At 64.3% G+C, this 18,967-nt stretch carries 20 protein-coding genes; 10 read left to right on the plus strand and 10 right to left on the minus strand.

The features are described from left to right. Positions 1–103: 103 nt before the first annotated feature. Complete coding sequence (locus DH10_RS20250) at positions 104–940, minus strand: amidohydrolase family protein (RefSeq protein ID WP_192254850.1); 837 nt, start codon at positions 938–940, stop codon at positions 104–106. 122 nt (positions 941–1,062) lie between these two features. Further along, positions 1,063–1,848: an IclR family transcriptional regulator gene (locus DH10_RS20255; RefSeq protein ID WP_192254852.1), complete on the minus strand. Its 786-nt coding sequence runs from the start codon at positions 1,846–1,848 to the stop codon at positions 1,063–1,065. A gap of 158 nt (positions 1,849–2,006) precedes the next feature. Between DH10_RS20255 and DH10_RS20260 the strand changes: the two genes are divergently transcribed. From DH10_RS20260 to DH10_RS20305, 10 genes are all read left to right on the plus strand, one after another. Beyond that, entirely contained in the window at positions 2,007–3,320 is a 1,314-nt protein-coding gene (locus DH10_RS20260; protein ID WP_192254854.1) for an ABC transporter substrate-binding protein, read from the plus strand. A 106-nt stretch (positions 3,321–3,426) separates the two neighbouring features. Beyond that, the gene (locus DH10_RS20265; protein ID WP_192254856.1) at positions 3,427–4,323 is read left to right on the plus strand and encodes a carbohydrate ABC transporter permease; all 897 of its coding nucleotides are present in this window, start codon (positions 3,427–3,429) and stop codon (positions 4,321–4,323) included. 2 nt (positions 4,324–4,325) lie between these two features. After that, on the plus strand, positions 4,326–5,192 hold the full coding sequence (locus DH10_RS20270) for a carbohydrate ABC transporter permease (protein WP_192385260.1): 867 nt from the start codon (positions 4,326–4,328) through the stop codon (positions 5,190–5,192). Between the two features lie 4 nt (positions 5,193–5,196). Continuing rightward, positions 5,197–6,294 (plus strand): ABC transporter ATP-binding protein, encoded by a 1,098-nt coding sequence (locus tag DH10_RS20275; RefSeq protein WP_192385261.1) that lies wholly within the window; start codon positions 5,197–5,199, stop codon positions 6,292–6,294. 2 nt (positions 6,295–6,296) lie between these two features. Further along, positions 6,297–7,418 (plus strand): mandelate racemase/muconate lactonizing enzyme family protein, encoded by a 1,122-nt coding sequence (locus DH10_RS20280; RefSeq protein ID WP_192385262.1) that lies wholly within the window; start codon positions 6,297–6,299, stop codon positions 7,416–7,418. A 1-nt stretch (position 7,419) separates the two neighbouring features. Then, entirely contained in the window at positions 7,420–7,749 is a 330-nt protein-coding gene (locus tag DH10_RS20285; RefSeq protein ID WP_192385263.1) for an L-rhamnose mutarotase, read from the plus strand. After that, entirely contained in the window at positions 7,742–8,815 is a 1,074-nt protein-coding gene (locus DH10_RS20290) for a Gfo/Idh/MocA family protein (protein ID WP_192385264.1), read from the plus strand. Before DH10_RS20285 ends, DH10_RS20290 begins: the two co-directional genes overlap by 8 nt. A gap of 7 nt (positions 8,816–8,822) precedes the next feature. Further along, positions 8,823–9,275 carry a MaoC/PaaZ C-terminal domain-containing protein gene (locus DH10_RS20295; protein ID WP_192254858.1) on the plus strand — a complete coding sequence of 151 codons (453 nt, stop codon included), beginning with the start codon at positions 8,823–8,825 and terminating at the stop codon, positions 9,273–9,275. Between the two features lie 20 nt (positions 9,276–9,295). Next, the gene (locus tag DH10_RS20300; RefSeq protein WP_192254860.1) at positions 9,296–10,030 is read left to right on the plus strand and encodes an SDR family oxidoreductase; all 735 of its coding nucleotides are present in this window, start codon (positions 9,296–9,298) and stop codon (positions 10,028–10,030) included. A gap of 13 nt (positions 10,031–10,043) precedes the next feature. Then, positions 10,044–11,321, plus strand: a complete 1,278-nt coding sequence (locus DH10_RS20305; protein ID WP_192254862.1) for an L-fuconate dehydratase — start codon at positions 10,044–10,046, stop codon at positions 11,319–11,321. Positions 11,322–11,411: 90 nt separating this feature from the next. On the opposite strand, the gene doeB is transcribed toward DH10_RS20305, so the two are convergent. From doeB to ehuB, 8 genes are all read right to left on the minus strand, one after another. Then, positions 11,412–12,413, minus strand: a complete 1,002-nt coding sequence (gene doeB, locus DH10_RS20310; protein WP_192254864.1) for a N(2)-acetyl-L-2,4-diaminobutanoate deacetylase DoeB — start codon at positions 12,411–12,413, stop codon at positions 11,412–11,414. Between the two features lie 5 nt (positions 12,414–12,418). After that, on the minus strand, positions 12,419–13,597 hold the full coding sequence (gene doeA / locus DH10_RS20315) for an ectoine hydrolase DoeA (protein ID WP_192254866.1): 1,179 nt from the start codon (positions 13,595–13,597) through the stop codon (positions 12,419–12,421). 135 nt (positions 13,598–13,732) lie between these two features. Next, positions 13,733–14,725, minus strand: coding sequence for a cyclodeaminase (locus DH10_RS20320; RefSeq protein ID WP_192254868.1), 993 nt, complete (start codon positions 14,723–14,725; stop codon positions 13,733–13,735). Then, positions 14,722–15,708 carry a hydroxyectoine utilization dehydratase EutB gene (gene eutB / locus DH10_RS20325; RefSeq protein WP_192254870.1) on the minus strand — a complete coding sequence of 329 codons (987 nt, stop codon included), beginning with the start codon at positions 15,706–15,708 and terminating at the stop codon, positions 14,722–14,724. Before eutB ends, DH10_RS20320 begins: the two co-directional genes overlap by 4 nt. A gap of 5 nt (positions 15,709–15,713) precedes the next feature. Further along, positions 15,714–16,490, minus strand: coding sequence for an ectoine utilization protein EutA (gene eutA, locus DH10_RS20330; protein WP_192385265.1), 777 nt, complete (start codon positions 16,488–16,490; stop codon positions 15,714–15,716). Between the two features lie 5 nt (positions 16,491–16,495). Continuing rightward, positions 16,496–17,155, minus strand: coding sequence for an ectoine/hydroxyectoine ABC transporter permease subunit EhuD (gene ehuD / locus DH10_RS20335; protein ID WP_192255002.1), 660 nt, complete (start codon positions 17,153–17,155; stop codon positions 16,496–16,498). Beyond that, entirely contained in the window at positions 17,155–17,814 is a 660-nt protein-coding gene (gene ehuC / locus DH10_RS20340) for an ectoine/hydroxyectoine ABC transporter permease subunit EhuC (RefSeq protein WP_192254872.1), read from the minus strand. The genes ehuD and ehuC overlap by 1 nt, the downstream gene beginning before the upstream one ends. A gap of 229 nt (positions 17,815–18,043) precedes the next feature. Further along, the gene (ehuB, locus tag DH10_RS20345) at positions 18,044–18,844 is read right to left on the minus strand and encodes an ectoine/hydroxyectoine ABC transporter substrate-binding protein EhuB (RefSeq protein WP_246506464.1); all 801 of its coding nucleotides are present in this window, start codon (positions 18,842–18,844) and stop codon (positions 18,044–18,046) included. Positions 18,845–18,967 lie beyond the last annotated feature (123 nt).

An 18,967-nucleotide genomic window follows, 5' to 3' on the forward strand; every position in this document is an offset into this window, starting at 1 on the left:
CGCCCGCCGCGTCGTCGCCGACATCAATCGCCTGTTCCGGGAGAGCTTCGCGCCGGCCGCCGCCGGCTAATGCATCTCGCTCGACCGCGCAGCAGAGTCGGGCTTACAGCCGCCACAGCTTCTTCGCGTTGCCGGAGAGCAGCTTCGCGCGCTCGGTCGCGCTCGCGCCGGCGATCAGCGCATGCGTGGCCGCCACCCAGCCGAGCAGCCCGCCACCTATTTTGCAGACCGGCCAGTCGCTGCCCCATACGACGCGGTCCCAGCCGAAGCTGCCGATCGTGTGCTCGACATAGGGCCGCAGCGTCTCGGCGGTCCAGGTCGCTGGATCGGCATAGGCGACGACGCCCGAAATCTTGCCCACGACATTGGGGCGCCGCGCGATCGCGGCGATCTGCTCGCGCCAAGGGTGCTCGGCCCTGTCCTTGATGTCGGGCACGCCGCAGTGATCGAGAACGAACTGCACGTCCGGCGCCAGATCGACCAGCGCGATCGCTTGGCTCATCTGCCGCGGCAGGACGCAGAGATCGAAGGTCAGCCCGCTGCCGGCGATACGCTTGATGTTTTCACGGAAAAGCGCGCCCTCGGAAACGTCGTCGGGCACGACATGCAGCACGCGGCGGAAACCTTTCACGAAGGGATCGGCCTTCACCTTGTCCAGCCAGGCAGCGAAGCCAGCCTCTTCCGGTCGGCAGGAGACGATCGCACCCCTCACCAGGCTGCCTGGCTTTTTCGACAATCCTTCGACGTGAGCCGTCTCGGCCGCGATATCGGCAGGGTCGACGTCGACCTCCATATGCAGCGCCAGCTCTATGCCCGCGCGGCGTGCCTCGACGGCATATTCATCGTAGGAAAAATCGCGGTCGAGCGCCGGCACGCCGGACAGCCACGGATAGCGCAGCGCCGCCTTGTCGATGAGATGCAGGTGGGTGTCGACGATCATGGCTTCCTCCCTTGTCGCGCTTCTGCATGTCGCCCAAAACTGTGCAGCGGTTTTGGGAAAATGACATGCCTCAAAACATGGTCTCGATCATCTCACGGGAGAATTCATCATTCAAATAAGAATTATTCCTTCGACCTCACATCCGATCCCGCGAGTTGCGACAAACGGGCCGCGGCGGCCTGGAGCAGCGTGATGGTCCTGGTGATATCGGGCGCGGCCGGCGCATTGACCAGGGTGATATAGGGTATGGTGAGCGCGGCGATGCCGCGTCCGTCGGGACCGAGCACCGGCGCCGACAGATTGTAGACGCCGGCCGTCTGCAGCGAAGCCATCATCTCATAGCCGCGGTCGCGCACCTGGTCGAGGCGGGCGAAGAAGTCGGGCGACAGCTTCATCTCCTCGTTGCTGCGCAGATGCTCGGCGATCATCATCTCGCGTTCTTCCGGCGAGCGGAAGGCCAGCAGCACATGTCCCGAGCCGGTGTCGAACAGGCTGATATGCGAGCCGACGCGGATCGAGATACCCCAGTATCGCGGCGCTTCCTGCTGGGCGATGACGACGGCGCTGCCACGGTCGAACACCACGAGCTGGTTTGCCTGCCACGACGTCTCGGCCAGTTCGCGCATGATCGAGGTGGCGTAGGAGACCAGCCTGCGCACCGGCGCATGCAACTGGCCGAGCCCGAAGAGCTTCAGCGTCAGCGAATAGCGGTCGCCGTCGGGGCGTGTGACATAGCCGCGTTTCACCAGACGGTCGAGCATCCGGTAGAACTCGTTCGGACTGCGGTCGAGCCGCTTGGCGATCTCGGCCTGCGTCAGGCCGCCATCGACGCTGGCGAGCAGTTCCAGGATGTCCAGCCCCTTGTCCAGTGCCGGCGCGCGATAGCGGTCTTCCTCGTCGTCCTGCACCGGATGTCCCTCTGGTGAATTTTCATCTTCATATACGCAAGAGTGCCTTCATTGGGAAGAAGTTTCGGCTTGACGACTTATGAATATTTTGTTTGCATATGAATGAAGCGGCTGAGCTTCAGGTCATGGCGGCCACTGGCCGTCCAGGGAGGATATTCATGAACAGACTGCTTTCCGGCGTCGCCGCCGGCGCATTGCTCATGGCATCGGGCGCTGCATTCGCGGCCGACCTGCCGGGCAAGTTTCCCGGCGTCACCATCGACGCCAAGCTGATTGGCGGCCAGCAATACGAAAAGCTCTACGAGCGCATCGGCGAGTGGGAGAAGGCGACCGGCGCCAAGGTCAACGTCATCTCCAAGAAGAACCACTTCGATCTCGACAAGGAGATCAAGTCGGATATCGCGTCGAACTCGATCACCTGGTGCGTCGGCTCCAACCACACCTCGTTCGCGCCGCAATATCCGGGCATCTACACCGATCTTGCCAAGCTCCTGCCGAAGGAGGAGATCGACGCCTTCGTTCCGGCCAACATCACGGCCGGCACGCTCGACGGCAAGCTGGTGATGCTGCCGCGCGCGCAGTTCGACGTCTCGGCGCTCTACTACCAGAAGAGCCTCTATCAGGACGAAGCCAAGAAGAAGGCCTACAAGGACAAGTACGGCGAGGATCTCGCGCCGCCGGACACGTTCGACGAGATGGCCCAGCAGGCGGAATTCTTCGCCAGCCCGCCCGATTTCTACGGCACGCAATATGCCGGCAAGGAAGAGGCGATCAACGGCCGCTTCTACGAGATGCTGATCGCCGACGGCGGCGAATATCTCGACAAGGACGGCAAGCCGGCCTTCAACTCCGAAGCCGGCGTCAAGGCGCTCGACTGGTTCGTCAACCTCTACAAGGCCAAGGCGGTGCCTGCCGGCACGACCAACTATCTGTGGGACGACCTCGGCCAGGGCTTTGCCTCCGGCACCGTGGCGATCAACCTCGACTGGCCGGGCTGGGCCGGCTTCTTCAACGACCCGAAGTCGTCGAAGGTCGCCGGCAATGTCGGCGTCAAGGTGCAGCCCAAGGGCTCGTCCGGCAAGCGCTCCGGCTGGTCCGGCGCGCATGGCTTCTCGGTGACCGAGAACTGCGCCAACAAGGAAGCCGCCGCCTCGCTCGTCTGGTGGCTGACCAACGAGGACAGCCAGAAGCTGGAGGCCGCCGCCGGCCCGTTGCCCACCCGCACCAAGGTGTGGGAATGGGACCTCGAGCAGGCCAAGTCCGATCCGTATAAGACCGAAGTGCTGCAGGCATTCCAGGAAGCCGCCAAGAACGCCTTCCCGGTGCCGCAGACGCCGGAATGGATCGAAATCTCCAACGCCGTCTATCCGGAACTGCAGGCCGCGATCCTCGGCGACAAGACCTCCAAGCAGGCGCTGGACGACGCGGCCGCTAAGGCGACGCAGATCCTCGAGGACGCCGGCAAGCTCTAAGGACTATCCTCCCTGCGGCGCCGGTCCTTGCGACCGGCGCCGCTTTGACCGATGCGGCCGCCCTGCGATTGGATCGCCGGCCGCGCAAACTTCTTTAGGACATCGCATGACGGCCAAGCGGCTTTCCGCGCCAACCCTTCTTCTGCTGCCGGCCGTGCTCGTGCTGGCGGCGGTGGTGGTCGTGCCGCTCTGCCTGTCATTTTATTCCAGCTTCACGCCGTTCAGGCTGACGCGGCCGGAGACCTTCTTCACCTTCATCGGCCTGCGCAACTATCGCAACATTCTGTCCGACGCGAATTTCTGGTGGGCCTTCGGCCGCACCGTGCTTTTGCTTACCATCGCGCTCAATCTGGAGATGCTGCTCGGGCTCGGCCTCGCGCTGCTGGTCGAGAAGGCCAGCCGCGGCCAGCGGCTGCTGCGCACCATCATGATGTTCCCGATGATGTTCTCGCCGATCCTCGTCGGCTTCCAGTTCAAGTTCATGTTCAACGACAATATTGGGCTGGTGAACAACGCGCTGCAGTCGCTCGGCCTGACGCGGGATGCCATCCCCTGGCTGATCGAAGGCCACCTCGCCTTCATCGCCATTTCGATCGCCGAGATCTGGTCGTCGACCTCGATCTTCGCGATCCTGATCCTTGCCGGCCTGCTCGCCATGCCCAAGGAGCCGGTCGAGGCGGCGCGCGTCGACGGCTGCACACCTTGGCAGACCTTCCGCTATGTGACCTGGCCCTTCATCATGCCCTTCGCCTACATCGCCATGACCATCCGCTCGCTCGACGTCGCGCGCGCCTACGACATCGTCAAGATCATGACCGATGGTGGCCCGGCCGGCCGCACGGAGCTGTTGTGGACGCTGGTCGCGCGCACCGCATACAGCGATGCCCGCATGGGCGTGGCCAATGCCATGGCCTATTTCTCGATCCTGCTGTCGATCGTCTTCACAGTTTATTTCTTCAAGAAGCTCGCCGCGGCGCGCACCCAGATCGGCGCGGAGTGGTGAGAATGGACGCCAACGCATCCGCCCGCCTGAAGCGTAGCGCCGCGACGATCGCGCATCGCATCGGCCTGTTCCTCGCCATGCTGTTGATCTGCCTGCCCGGCATCTGGATCGTGCTGTCCTCGCTGCGGCCGACGGTCGAAATCCTCGCCAAGCCGCCGGTCTGGATCCCGCAGCAGGTCTCGCTCGACGCCTACATCGCCATGTTCAGCGGCGTCGGCAAGGGCGGCATTCCCGTCCTCGACTATTTCCGCAATTCGCTGATCATCTCGATCACCTCGACCGTCATTGCCATCGCCATCGGCATGGCCGGCGGCTACGCCTTCGCGCGCTACCGTTTCCGTGGCAAGTCGGCAATGTTCCTCGGCCTGATGCTGACCCGCACCGTGCCCGGCATCGCGCTCTCGCTGCCGCTGTTTTTCGTCTATGCCCGCCTCGACATCATCGACACGCATTTCGGCCTGATCCTCGCCTATGTCGCGCTCAACGTGCCTTTCACCATCTGGCTGATCGACGGCTTCTTCCGCCAGGTGCCGAAGGATCTTGCCGAGGCCGCGCAGATCGACGGCTGCACGCGCTGGCAGGCCTTTTGGCAGGTCGAGTTTCCGCTTGCCGGACCAGGCATCGCGTCCGCCGGCATATTCGCCTTCCTCACCTCCTGGAACGAGTTCGCGCTGGCTTCGCAGCTGACGCGCTCGATCAATTCCAAGACGCTTCCCGTCGGGCTGCTCGACTACACGGCCGAATTCACCATCGACTGGCGCGGCATGTGCGCACTGGCCGTGGTGATGATCATTCCGGCGCTTATCCTCACCTTCATCGTCCAGAAACACCTCGTCGGCGGCCTGACCTCCGGCGCGGTGAAAGGTTGATCCGATGGCGATTGTCTCGCTCAAGAAACTGACCAAGCGTTACGGCAGCATGGAGATCGTGCACGGCATCGACCTCGACGTCGCCGACCGCGAGTTCATCGCGCTGGTCGGGCCGTCCGGCTGCGGCAAGTCGACCACACTGCGCATGATCGCCGGGCTGGAGGAAATCTCCGGCGGCACGATCGAGATCGGCGGCCGCATCGTCAACGATCTGCCGCCGCGCTCGCGCAACATCTCGATGGTGTTCCAGTCCTACGCGCTCTACCCGCATATGACGGTGCGCGAAAATCTCGGCTTCTCGCTGAAGATCGCCGGCGCGCCGAAGGAGGAGATGGACCGCCGGGTCGCAGAAGCCTCGGCCATCCTCGGCCTCGACGCGCTGCTAGAGCGCCGTCCCTCCCAGCTTTCCGGCGGCCAGCGCCAGCGCGTCGCCATGGGCCGCGCCATCGTGCGAGATCCCGACGTCTTCCTGTTCGATGAGCCGCTCAGCAATCTCGACGCCAAGCTGCGCACGCAGATGCGCACCGAGATCAAGAAGCTGCACGCCAAGGTGAAGTCCACCGTCATCTACGTCACGCACGACCAGGTCGAGGCGATGACGCTCGCCGACCGCATCGTCATCATGCGCGACGGCTATATCGAGCAGGTCGGCACGCCGGACGAGGTTTTTCAGCGGCCGGCGACGCGCTTCGTCGCGGGCTTCATCGGCTCGCCGCCGATGAACCTGCAGGAGGCGACTGTGGACGACGGCAAGGTCGTCTTCGCCGGTGGCCAGAGCCTGCCGCTGCCCGCGCGGTTCAAGGCCAAGGTGGACGCCGGCGATAAGGTGGTGTTCGGCCTGCGTCCCGACGATCTCTACCCAGCCGGCCACGGCTTGCATTCGGGCGATGCCGCTGACGTCCACGAGATCGAGCTGCCGGTCACGGTGACCGAGCCGCTCGGCAACGAAACGCTGGTGTTCGCCGAATTCGATCGCCGCGACTGGGTCTCGCGTATGCTGAATCCCAGGCCGTTGAAGGCAGGCGACCGTGTCGCAATGCACTTCGACCTGTCACAGGCGCACCTCTTTTCCGCGGAAACCGGCAAATCCCTGAGGAGTTGACTATGGCGAAGATCGAGAAAGTCGAGCTTGCAATGGTCGATCTGGTGCCGAAGGTGAAGCGCACCGACGCCATTCAGAGCTTTGTCAGCCAGGAGACGCCGATCGTCACCATCACCGATGCCGACGGCGCGGTCGGCATGGGCTACAGCTACACGATCGGCACCGGCGGCTCTTCGGTGATGCGGCTTCTGGCCGACCACCTGGCGCCGCGCCTGATCGGCCAGGACGCGGACCGGATCGAGGCGATCTGGCATGATCTCGAATTCGCGACGCACGCCACCACGATCGGCGCCATCACGGCAATCGCGCTCGCCGCAATCGACACCGCGCTCTGGGACCTTCGGGCGAGGAAACAGAAGCTGCCGCTCTGGAAGCTCGCCGGCGGCGCCAAGGACCGCTGTCCGCTTTACACCACCGAAGGCGGTTGGCTGCACATCGAGACGCAAGCGCTGGTCGAGGATGCGCTGGCAGCAAAGGCGAAAGGCTTCACCGGCTCCAAGGTCAAGATCGGCAAGCCGCACGGCTCGGAGGATCTTGCGCGGCTGTCCGCAGTGCGCAAGGCGGTCGGCGACGGCTACGAGATCATGACCGACTGCAACCAGGGTTTTTCCGTCGACGAGGCGATCCGCCGCGCCGAGCGGCTGCGCGATCTCGACCTCGCCTGGATCGAGGAGCCGCTGCCGGCCGACGACATCGACGGCCATGTGCGGCTGTCGAATGCGACCGCGACGCCGGTGGCGGTCGGCGAGTCGCTTTATTCGATCCGCCATTTCCGCGAATATATGCAGAAGGGCGGCTGCAACATCGTGCAGGTCGATGTCGGCCGCATCGGCGGCATCACGCCCTGGCTGAAGGTGGCGCATATGGCGGAAGCCTTCGACATGCCCATCTGCCCGCATTTCCTAATGGAACTGCATGTCAGCCTGGCCTGCGCGGTGCCGAACGGCAAATATGTCGAATACATTCCGCAGCTGGATGAGTTGACGGGCAGGAAGATGGTGATCGAAAACGGCCATGCGCTGGCGCCGAGCGAGCCGGGCCTCGGCATCGACTGGGATTTCGATGCGATCAAGGCGCGCAGCATCGCCGAATTCAACGTCACCGTCACCGAACGGAGGGATTGAGATGCAGCGAATGGGCATGGTGCTCGGCCTGAAGCCGGAGAAGGTCGAGGAATATGTGCGCCTGCACGCCGCCGTGTGGCCGGGCGTGCTCAAGATGATCTCGGCCTGCAACATCAAGAACTACTCGATCTATCTCAAGCGGTCGGAGAACCTGCTGTTCTCCTATTTCGAGTATCACGGCACCGACTACGCCGCCGACATGGCCAAGATGGCCGCGGACCCCAAGACCCAGGAATGGTGGGCGGTGTGCATGCCTTGCCAGGAGCCTTTGCCGACCAGGCAGGAAGGCGAATGGTGGGCGATGATGGATGAAGTCTTCCATCATGACTGACGCCTTCAATCCCGCCTTGCTGGCGCAATCCTGGCCAAGGCCCGCGAAGCCGCGCCCGATCGTCACCTTCGGCGCCGGCTCGATCGTTGGCGATGCCCATTTCCCGGCCTATCGCAAGGCCGGCTTTCCGGTGGTGGGCCTCTACGATCCGGACCGGGCTAAAGCGCGAAAGCTCGCCGAGAAATGGGGCGTGACCGCCTACCGCTCGCTGGAAGAAGCGGCAGCGGTGAAGGATGCGATCTTCGACCTGGCGACGCCGCCCGGCCGGCACGCCGAAGTCCTGAGGGCCCTTCCTGACGGCGCGGTGGCGCTGATCCAAAAGCCGATGGGCAACTATCTCGGCGAGGCGACCGAGATTCTTGAAATCTGCCGCGCCAAGAAGCTGAAGGCGGCGGTGAATTTCCAGCTCCGCTTCGCGCCGATGATGCTGGCGCTGAAGGACGCGATCGCCAAGGGCTGGCTTGGCGAAGTCGTCGACTTCGACGCCTGGCTGGCGCTGGCTACTCCGTGGCAGCTTTGGGAGTTCCTGCTCACGGCGCCGCGCGTCGAGATCGCCATGCATTCGATCCACTATCTCGACCTGATCCGCCAACTATTGGGCGACCCGAAGGGCGTGCATGCCAAGACGCTCGGCCATCCCAACCACAAGGTCGCGCAGACGCGCACCAGCGCCATTCTCGACTATGGCGACACGGTGCGCTGCGCGCTCTCGATCAACCACGACCACAAGTTCGGACGCCGGCACCAGGCCTGCGAGTTCCGCGTCTGCGGCACCGAAGGCGCCGCCTACGTCAAGCTCGGCCTCAATCTCGACTATCCGCGCGGCGAGCCGGACATTTTGGAAATCTATCCCAAGGGCGGGTCGGACTGGGTGAGCGTGCCACTTGCCGGCGAATGGTTCCCTGACGCCTTCGTCGGGCGCATGGCCAATGTTCAGCGCTTCGCTTGCGGCGAGGACGCCGAGCTGGTCAGCTCCGTCGAGGACGCCTGGAATACGATGGCGTTGGTCGAAGCCGCCTACAAATCGAGCGCCGCGCCGGCGACGCCGCTCGCGGAAAAACCGTAGGGATGAGATGGAACAGTTCACCTATTTCGAGGACTACGAGATCGGCTCGTCGCGGCTCACCAGCGGCCGCACGATCACCGAGACCGACTTCGTCGTCCATGCTGGCCACACCGGCGATTTCTTTCCGCATCACATGGACGCCGAGTTCATGAAGACGACGCCCTTCGGCCAGCGCATCGCGCATGGCACGCTGGTGTTCTCCGTCGGCGTCGGCCTGACGGCGACCATCATCAATCCGGTGGCCTTCTCCTACGGCTATGACAGGCTGCGCTTCATCAAGCCGGTCTTCATCGGCGACACGATCCACACGCGCACGACGATCGCCGCGAAAGAAGACGATCCGAAACGGCCGGCCTCCGGTCGCGTCATCGAACGCGTCGAGGTCATCAACCAGCGGGACGAAGTCGTGTTGGCCGCGGACCACATCTATATCGTCGAGCGGCGCAAGCAGCCGGCTTGAGACTCGGAAGGAGACACGACATGGCTCATTCACTGGACGGCAAGACCGTCGTCGTCACCGCGGCCGCACAAGGCATTGGCCGCGCCAGCGTGCTCGCATTTGCCGCGGCCGGAGCAACCGTACATGCCACCGACATCAACGAATCCGCGCTGGCCGAGCTCAACGGGCAGAAAGGCATCGCCACCCGCAAGCTCGATGTGCTGAACGACGATGCCGTCAAAGGCGCCTTCGCCGAGATCGGCCGCGTCGATGTGCTGTTCAACTGCGCCGGCTTCGTCCATTCCGGCTCCATCCTCGAGATGAAGGAAGAGGACCTCGACTTCGCCTTCAATCTCAATGTTCGCGCCATGATCCGCACCATCCGCGCCGTGCTGCCCGGCATGCTCGAGCGCGGCGACGGCGCGATCATCAACATGGCGTCGGTCGCCGGCGCCCCGAAGGGCGTGCCGAACCGCTTCGCCTATGGTGTGACCAAGGCGGCGGTGATTGGCCTGACCAAGTCGATCGCCGCCGACTATGTCGCCAGGGGAATCCGCTGCAACGCTATCTGCCCCGGCACGGTGGAGAGCCCGTCGCTCGAAAGCCGCATGCGGGCGCAGGGCGACTACGAGGCCGCCCGCACGGCCTTCATCGCTCGCCAGCCGATGGGCAGGCTAGGCACGGCCGAGGAAATCGCCGACCTTGCCGTCTATCTCGCCGGCGCCACCTACACGACCGGACAGGCCTATAATATCGACGGCGGCTGGTCGATCTGATGAGGCAGTGAACATGACCCGCATTATCGATCTTCGCGTCTTCGACCTGCGCTTTCCGACGTCGCAAAGCCTCGACGGGTCGGACGCCATGAACCCCGACCCGGATTATTCCGCGTCCTACGTCATCCTCGACAGCGACGTCCCCTCATTGAAGGGCCACGGGCTCACCTTCACCATCGGCCGCGGCAACGAAATCTGCTGCGCGGCGATCGAAGCGCTGCGCCATCTGGTCGTCGGCCTCGACCTCGAATGGGTCAAAGAGGATCCCGGCCGTTTCTGGCATCACCTGACCGGCGACAGCCAGTTGCGCTGGATTGGCCCTGACAAGGGCGCAATGCACCTTGCCGTGGGCGCCGTGGTCAATGCGGTTTGGGACCTATGGGCGAAGGAGGTCGGCAAGCCGGTCTGGCGGCTGGTCGCCGAAATGAGCCCGGAAGAGCTCGTGCGGATTGTCGACTTCCGCTATCTCACCGATGCGATCACGCCGGCCGAGGCGCTGGATATCCTGAAGAAGGCCGAGCCCGGCAAGGCCGAGCGCATCGCAACGCTCGAACGCGAAGGCTATGCCTGCTACACCACCTCGGCCGGCTGGCTCGGCTATCCCGACGACAAGCTGAGACGCCTCTGCCAGGAAGCAGTCGACCAGGGTTTTGATCACATCAAGCTGAAAGTGGGCCGCGACCGCGCCGACGACATCCGCCGCCTGAGGATCGCCCGCGAAGTGATCGGTCCGGACCGCTACCTGATGATCGACGCCAACCAGGTCTGGGAGGTCGACCAGGCGATCGACTGGTTGCACGACCTCGCTTTCGCCAAGCCTTTCTTCATCGAGGAGCCGACCAGCCCCGACGACATCGCCGGCCATGCGAAAATCCGCAAGGCCGTGGCGCCGATCAAGGTCGCGACCGGCGAGATGTGTCAGAACCGCATCATGTTCAAGCAGTTCATCGCCGGCGGCGCCGTCGACGTCGTGCAGATCGACTCCTGCCGCATGGGCGGCCTCAACGAGGTGCTGGCCGTCCTGCTGATCGCGGCCAAGTTCGGCCTGCCGGTCTGGCCGCATGCCGGCGGCGTCGGCCTGTGCGAATATGTCCAGCATCTCTCAACGATCGACTACGTCGCGGTGTCGGGCACCAAGCAGGACCGAGTGATCGAATATGTCGATCACCTGCACGAGCATTTCCTCGAGCCCTGTATCATCGAGAACGCGGCTTATATGCCGCCGACGGCACCCGGCTTCTCGATCGAGATGAAACCGGATTCCATTGCCGCCTACCAATTCCACGGTTGAATGCGAGCCGTACGCAGGCAAATAGGTCTGCGTACGATATCGCTTCTCAAACGCTCAGCACGACGCGTGATCTGGCACCGCGATCGGGCATCAATCGACCTCGACGGCGAGCACTGAGACGCAATCGCCGGCCTTTATCAGGCCCGGGAAATGGCGCGCGGCCAGCAGGCCCGACATCCCGGCCTTGATCTCCTGCGGTGCGATGCCGGTGCGGCCGGTCGAATGGATGCGCGCCACGACCTGGCCCTCTTCCACCTTCTCGCCGAGATCGATCATGGTCTCGATCATGCCGTCGTCCTCGGCGAAGGCAAAGCAATCGCCCGACGGCATATCGAGCCATTGAGTTCTGCCCTTCTCGACCGCACCGGAAGCAATACCGGCATGGCGAAGCACGTTGAGCACGCCGCGCCGGGCAATGCGCACCGTCTCGGCCCGCGATGTCCCGCCACCGCCAAGCTCTGTGGTGACGAAGACCTTGCCCATCGCCTCCGCCGCCGTGTCGTACATGCCGACCGCATCGATCTCGGTCATGCGCATCGAGAACGGCGCAGAGAAAGCCTCGACCGCGGCGAAAGCCTTCTTTTCCTGCGCCTTGTCCGGCAGCGTATGCGCGGCGCAGAACGGCACGAAATCGAGCGTCTTTCCGCCCGAGTGGAAGTCGAACACGATGTCTGCCCGCGGCAGCAATTCGCGCTGGAAATAATCGGCGATCTTTTCCGTCACCGTGCCGTCGGGCCTTCCGGGAAAGCTGCGGTTCATGTTGCCCTTGTCGATCGGCGAGGTGCGCGTGCCGGCGCGGAACGCCGGATAGTTCATCGCCGGCACGATGATGACCGTGCCGGTGACGCTTTTCGGGTCGAGCGTGCGGGCGAGCTCGTAGAGCGCCAGCGGCCCCTCATACTCGTCGCCGTGATTGCCGCCTGTAAGCAGCGCCGCCGGCCCCTTGCCGTTGCGGATCAAGCAGATCGGGATCGTCACCGAGCCCCAGGCGGAATCGTCGCGGCTGTAAGGCAGGCGCAGGAAGCCGTGCTGGACGCCGTCGCGCTCGAAGTCGACGGTCGGCGTGATCGGCGATGGACGCAGAGCTGACATCGGTCTCAGTCCTTCACGAAGAGCTTGCGCGGCACGTTGGCCAGGCATTCGACGCCGGTCTCGGTGATCAGGATCGACTCGGTGATCTCCAGCCCCATCGTCTCCAGCCAGAGACCGGTCATGAAATGGAAGGTCATGCCGGGCTTGAGCTCGGTGCGGTCGCCGGGGCGCAGGCTCATGATGCGTTCGCCCCAATCCGGCGGATAGGAAAGACCGATCGAGTAGCCGGTGCGGTTGTCCTTGACGATACCGTACTTCTTCAAGACGGCGAAGAAGGCATTGGCGATGTCCTCGCAGGCGTTGCCCGGCTTGGCAGCGGCAAGGCCGGCATCCATGCCCTCCAGCGTCGCCTTCTCGGCGTCGAGGAAGGCTTGCGTCGGCTTGCCGAGGAAGACGGTGCGCGACAGCGGGCAATGGTAGCGGTTGTAGCAGCCGGCGATCTCGAAGAATGTCCCCTCGCCCGCCTTCATCGGCTGGTCGTCCCAGGTGAGATGCGGCGCCGAGGCATCGGCGCCCGACGGCAGCAACGGCACGATCGCCGGATAGTCGCCGCCGATGCCTTCCACGCCACGCGTGCCGGCGTCGTAGATCTCGGCGACCAGATCGCATTTGCGCATGCCGACCTCTATTCTGTCGACAATGCGCTTGTGCATGGCCTCGACGATGCGGGCGGCGTTGCGCATGTAACCGATCTCGGCCGGGCTCTTCACGGCGCGCTGCCAGTTGACCAGCGCGGTGGCGTCGACGAACCGGGCATTGGGCAGGTGCTTCTGCAGCGCGGCGAAGGCGGCCGCGGAGAACCAGTAATTGTCCATCTCGACGCCGATGGTGAGCTTGTCCCAGCGGCGCTCCGCCAGCACGCTGGCGAGGTAATCCATCGGGTGCCGCTCGGTCGACTGCACATAGTGGTCGGCATAGCCGACGATGTTGTTGTGCGCGAGATAGGCGGTGCGCTTGGCGCCATTGGCATCCTGGCCGCGACCGTACCAGACCGGCTCGCCCGAAGGCGGCACGATGACCGCCTGATGCACATAGAAGGACCAGCCGTCATAGCCGGTCAGCCAGGCCATGTTGGAGGGATCGCTGACGATCAGCAGATCGACCCCCTTGGCCTCCATGGCGTTCCGCGTCTTGGCGAGGCGATCGGCAAATTCGCCTCGCGAGAATTTCAGGTTTGGCTGCATCGTTCTTGGTCCTCGTCTGTTGGGCCCAGAGCCTGATTCAACTTCGTTGAATCAGGCTCCTCGCCTATTTCTGTTTGAGCGTGATCTTTTCGGAAAACCGGTTCCCACTTTTCCGGATCACGCTCTGGCCAGGTATCAGCTTTCGAAAACGGTTCCGGCATTGGCCGCCCGCGCGCGGTCCCGGGCCAGAGTGGCAATCGCGGTGTCCTGCACGCCAGTGCCGGTGAGGTCGGCGATGGTGATGTCGTCGGCCGAGCGTCGTCCATGCTTCTTTCCGGCGATGACCTGGCCGAGTTCGGTAACGTCGGCGTCGGCCGCCATCACGCCAGCTTCGATGGCATGGTGAAGCTCCCCGAGACGCCGCGTCTGCTTCGCGCTGTCGGCGACATAGAGATCGGCCATACGAAGGATCGCCGGCGCGATCTCGTTCTTATGCTCGGCATCCGAGCCCATAGCTGTGATGTGCTGGCCGGCGGAAACGAAACCGGCCTTGATCAGCGGCTCGGTCGAAGGCGTGGTGGTGACGATGATGTCGGCGCCGGCTGCCGCGTTCGCCGCATCCGGTTCGGCGCGCACCATGATGCCCAGTCTCTCGCGCAAGCGCGCGGCGGTCGCCTCGGCCTTGGCTGCGTCGCGCGCCCAGATGCGCGCTTCCTCAATCGGCCTGACAAGGCGCAAGGCCTCCAATTGCAGGCCGGCCTGCAAACCGGCACCGAAGATCGCGGCTATGGCGGAGTCTTCGCGCGACAAATGCTTGGCCGCGACCGCGCCGGCAGCAGCGGTGCGGACGTCGGTCAGATAGCCATTGTCGAGCAGCAGCGCCTCGACCACACCGGTCTTTGCCGAAAGCAGCACCATCATGCCGCCGCCGCTCGGCAGCCCGAGCGCCGGATTGTCGAAGAAGCCGGAGCTTATCTTGACAGCGAAGCCGTCTATGCCGGGCACATAGGCGGATTTCACGTCGACCTCGCCGCGATGCTCGGGAATGTCGAGCCTCAGAATCGGCGGCATCGCCACCGGCAGCGTGGCCAAAGCGCGGAAGGCATTTTCGACACAGGCGACGGCGTCGAGATCGAGCCTCACGATCTTGCGCAGTTCCACTTCGGTGAGGATGGTCATGCGGCTCATGCGGCGCTCTCCTCCAGTTCAGGGTCGCCGCAGACAATGCGGCGATGCAGGCTCATGTCGATGTTGCGGCCGGAGAGGATAAGAACGGTGGGGCCGTTCACCTTCACCTTTTCGGAAAGCAGCGCGCCGATGCCGACGGCGCCCGCGCCCTCGACGATCTCGCGCTCTTCCGCATAGGCATGGCGGATGCCGGCGGCGATCTCGTCCTCGGAGAGCAGGATGACATCGTCGAGCAGGCCACGGCACATGGCAAAGGTCAGCCGGTTGTCGAGGCCGATGCCGCCGCCGAGCGAATCCGCCAGCGTCGGCAGTTCCTCGACCTGCACGGGACGCCCGGCATCGAGGCTCGCCTTCATCGCGGCACCGCGCGCCATCGAGACGCCGATGACTTTGGTGCCCGGGCTCACCCCTTTGACCGCCGCCGCGACGCCCGCTGCCAATCCGCCGCCGGAAAGCGGCACCACCACAGCTGCTGCGTCCGGAACCTGCTCCATGATTTCCAGGCCCAGAGTGCCTTGCCCGGCGATGATGTCTGGATGGTCGAAGGGCGGCAGCATGATGAGCCCCTCCTCCGCGACCAGCCTGTCGACCTCCTGTTGTGCGTCGTCCTGGCTGTTGCCGACGATACGGATATCCGCGCCGAGGCGGCGGATGGCGTCGAGCTTGTTTTCGGGCACCAGCCTGGACATGCAGATCACCGCGCGCATGCCTTCGAGTTTCGCCGCATGGGCGAGCGCGCGACCGTGATTGCCGGTCGACGCCGCGACAACGCCGCGCGATCTTTCTTGCGGGCTCAGCGCGGCGATGGCGTTGGACGCACCGCGCAGCTTGAACGCGCCGGTGGTCTGGTGATGTTCCAGCTTGAGGTGGACGGGATGGCCCGCGCGGTCCGAGAGGCTTTGCGACTTAACGGCGGGTGTCCGCTCGACCTTGCCGGCAATATTTTCGCGCGCAGCGCGAATATGCTGAAGCGTGACTTCCATGTCGATCACTGGGCCAATGACTTCGTCATCAGCCGGCCGAACTCCGGCCGCGGCGTGTCGTCGCCGCAGAGCCGCAAGCAGTTCCAGGCGCTGGCCAGGTTGCTGGTGACGACCGGGCGGCCGATCGCTTCTTCCATGCCTGGAACGGCAAGCGCCGCGCGCAGCGCGGTGCACGAAACGAACAGCGCATCGGCCTGCGCGTGCGTTGCCTTGCGCGCCAAGTCCACGAGCGAACCGGGCTTGATGCGCGCCATCTCGCGATCGTCCTCGAAGCCGAGGCAGGTGAAGCTCTCGATGTCGAAGCCGTGCGCGGCGAAATAGGTTGCCATCGGCCGGCTGGTCTCGACGGTGTAAGGGGGGAGAATGCTGATCCGCTTCGCCTCAAAGGCGTTCAGTCCGCGCACGCCTGCCATGGGTGGCGTGATCACGGCAACATTCGGTTTGGCCGCTTGGATCGCCGTTTCGATCTCGGCATCGCCGATCACCACGGAGGCCGATGTGCAGGAATAGCAGACGGCGTCGAGCGGCTCGTCCGGCAGGATCAGCGCCGCGCCTGCCGAAAGCGACGGCTGCATCTTGCGCAGGTTTTCCGGCGTCGTCGGATTGGCATAGGGAATGCGCGCCACATAAACGCCGATCCGCTCGCTCGCCACCATGCGGCGGAAGTCGACCTCGCTGGTATGGTCGGTGGCAAGGGTGATCAGGCCGACGCGCTTTTCAAGCGGACGCGCATCGAGGGCGGGCCGGCTCGGCGCCAGCCGGATTTCGGGCAACGGGTTCATGACTTTCATCTCTCGATCCTGCCGTAGCGGTGCTCCAGCCAGCGCAAGAGTACGACGGAGCAGAGGCTGATGACGAGGAAGAAGGCGCCGACCAGCGTCATCGGCTCGATATAGCGATAGTAGGTGTTGGCGACGCTCTTGGCCTGGTTCATCAGTTCAAGCACGGTGATCGCCGAAAGCAGCGGCGTTTCCTTGAACATGGCGATGAAGTAGTTGGCCAGAGCCGGGATCATCGGTGGGATCGCCTGCGGCAGGATGACATGCGTCCAGGTATTGTAGCCGCTCAGGTTGCAGGCCTTGGCGGCCTCCCACTGGCCGCGCGGCACATTCTCGATACCGGCGCGATAGACCTCGGCCGTGTAGGTGCCGTAGTGCAGGCCAAGCCCGATGACGCCTGCCACCAGCGGCGGCAAAAGAATGCCGATGTCGGGCAGAACGTAGAAGATGAAGTAGAGCTGCACCAGAAGCGGCGTGCCGCGGATGAACTCGGCGAACCAGCCGACGCTGCGCGACACGGTCCGGTTCGGCGAACGCCGCGCCAGCGCTATCGCCAGACCGACGATCGCCGCCAGGACCGAGCCGAGCACCGTCGCCAGGATCGTGATCTTCACGCCCTGGATCAAGGTCGGCATGATCTCGCGGACGAAATTCCAATCCCATTCCATCACACACGCACTCCGTCGAGGCCGCGCGCCATGCGGCGCTCCAGCGAGCGCACGCCCCAGGAGATGATCAGCGCGAGCACGAAATAGATGACGAGCACGGAGACGAAGGGCATCAGCGTGCTGCCGGTCTGCGAGCGTACCACCTGCGCCTGGAAGGTGAGATCGGCGAGCGAGATCAGCGACACGACCGACGTCGCCTTGAGCAGTTCGATGGCGTTGTTGCCGAAGGTCGGCAGCATGACCAGCAGCGCCTGTGGCAGGATGACGTGGCGCATGCCTTGCCAGCGGCCGAGGTTGAGCGCCGTGCAGGCCTCGTATTGCTCGCGGCCGATCGACAGGATGGCGCCGCGCACGACCTCAGCGGCATAGGCGCCGACATTGAGGCCCAGCGCCAGCACGCCCGCCAGCAGCGGCGTCAGCGACAGGCCGACGAAAGGCAGCACGAAATAGGCCCAGAACAGCTGAACGAAGATCGAGGTGCCGCGGAAGAACTCGATATAGATCGTCGCCAGTGCCCGCACGATGGAGAAGCGCGACACGCGGCCAATGCCGGCGAGGAAGGCCATGATCAGCGCGAGCACCGACCCCATCAGCGTCAGCTCGATGGTGACAAGCGCTCCCTGCAATATCAGGCCGAGATAGCCGGACCACTGGGTCATGAAGTGCGAAGTGTCCTACGTTTGTGTTTGTCCGAGGCGGTCGCGACAGCTCCTTCTCCCCGTTCGCGGGGGAGAAGATGCCGGTTCACCCTCCCTAGCTGCAGCGCAGTTGTTGCGGAGGACGGGCAGGCAGATGAGGGGCAGCACTAACCTTCAAATGCTGGCGCCGCCCCTCATCCGGCCCTTCGGGCCACCTTCTCCCCGTCAACGGGGAGAAGGCAAAAGAACACTACTTCGCCGCGCAGAGCTTCTCGCGCGTCGTCGACATCGCCGCCTTGGCCGAGAAGCCGTAGGGCTCGATGATCTTAGCGAACTCGCCCGACTTCTTCATCTTGGCAAGCTCGACGTCATAGGCATCGCGCAGCGCCTCGTCGCCCTTCTTGAAGGCGGCGCCGTCGCAATAGACCGGCGCGCCCTGCACCGGCGCGATCACTTCGAGGTTCGGATCGTTGGCCTTCTTGATGAGGTCGTTGATCGAGAGCACCGGCAGTGAATAGGCGTCGATGCGGCCGTCCTGCACCATCTTCAGGCCGCTCTGGCCGTCCGGCACGACGATGACGCGGTCGCGCGGCACGCCGGCATTGAGCGCCAGCTTCTCCTCGGTGCCGCCGCCCGGCGCGCCGACGGTGGCGGAGGTATCCTTGGCGATGTCCTCATAGCTCTTGAAGCCCTTCGGGTTGCCCTTCTTCACCAGCATCGCTTCCGCATCGCACAGCACCGGCTCGGAATAGGCGACCGCCGCGCAGCGCTCCGGCTTCATGAACAGGCCGGCGGTGACAACGTCGAAGCGGCCGGCCTGCAGGCCGGGGATCATAGCGCCATATTCGGAGATGGAGGCGACGATGTCGTTGACGCCGAGGCGCTTGAAGATTTCGCGCGCCACGTCCGGCGCCGCGCCCGAGACCTTGCCGTCGGCGGCGACCGCCGTATAGGGCGGCTCATTGGCGATGGCGACGCGGGCGAAGCCTTGCTGCTTGAGTTGCTCGAGCTTTGCGTCGTCCGCCGAACGCGCACCGGAGGCGAGCAGCATTGCGCTCACTGCGAGGCCGGCGACGCCAGCCAGGATGCCAAGTTTCTTCATCGTTCCCAACTCCTTGGTTTCTCTTCTTGGTTTGCTCGGTTCGGGACGGCGTTCTCGCCGACCGTTTCCGAT

Source organism: Mesorhizobium silamurunense, assembly GCF_014843825.1.
GTDB classification, from domain to species: Bacteria; Pseudomonadota; Alphaproteobacteria; order Rhizobiales; family Rhizobiaceae; genus Mesorhizobium; species Mesorhizobium silamurunense.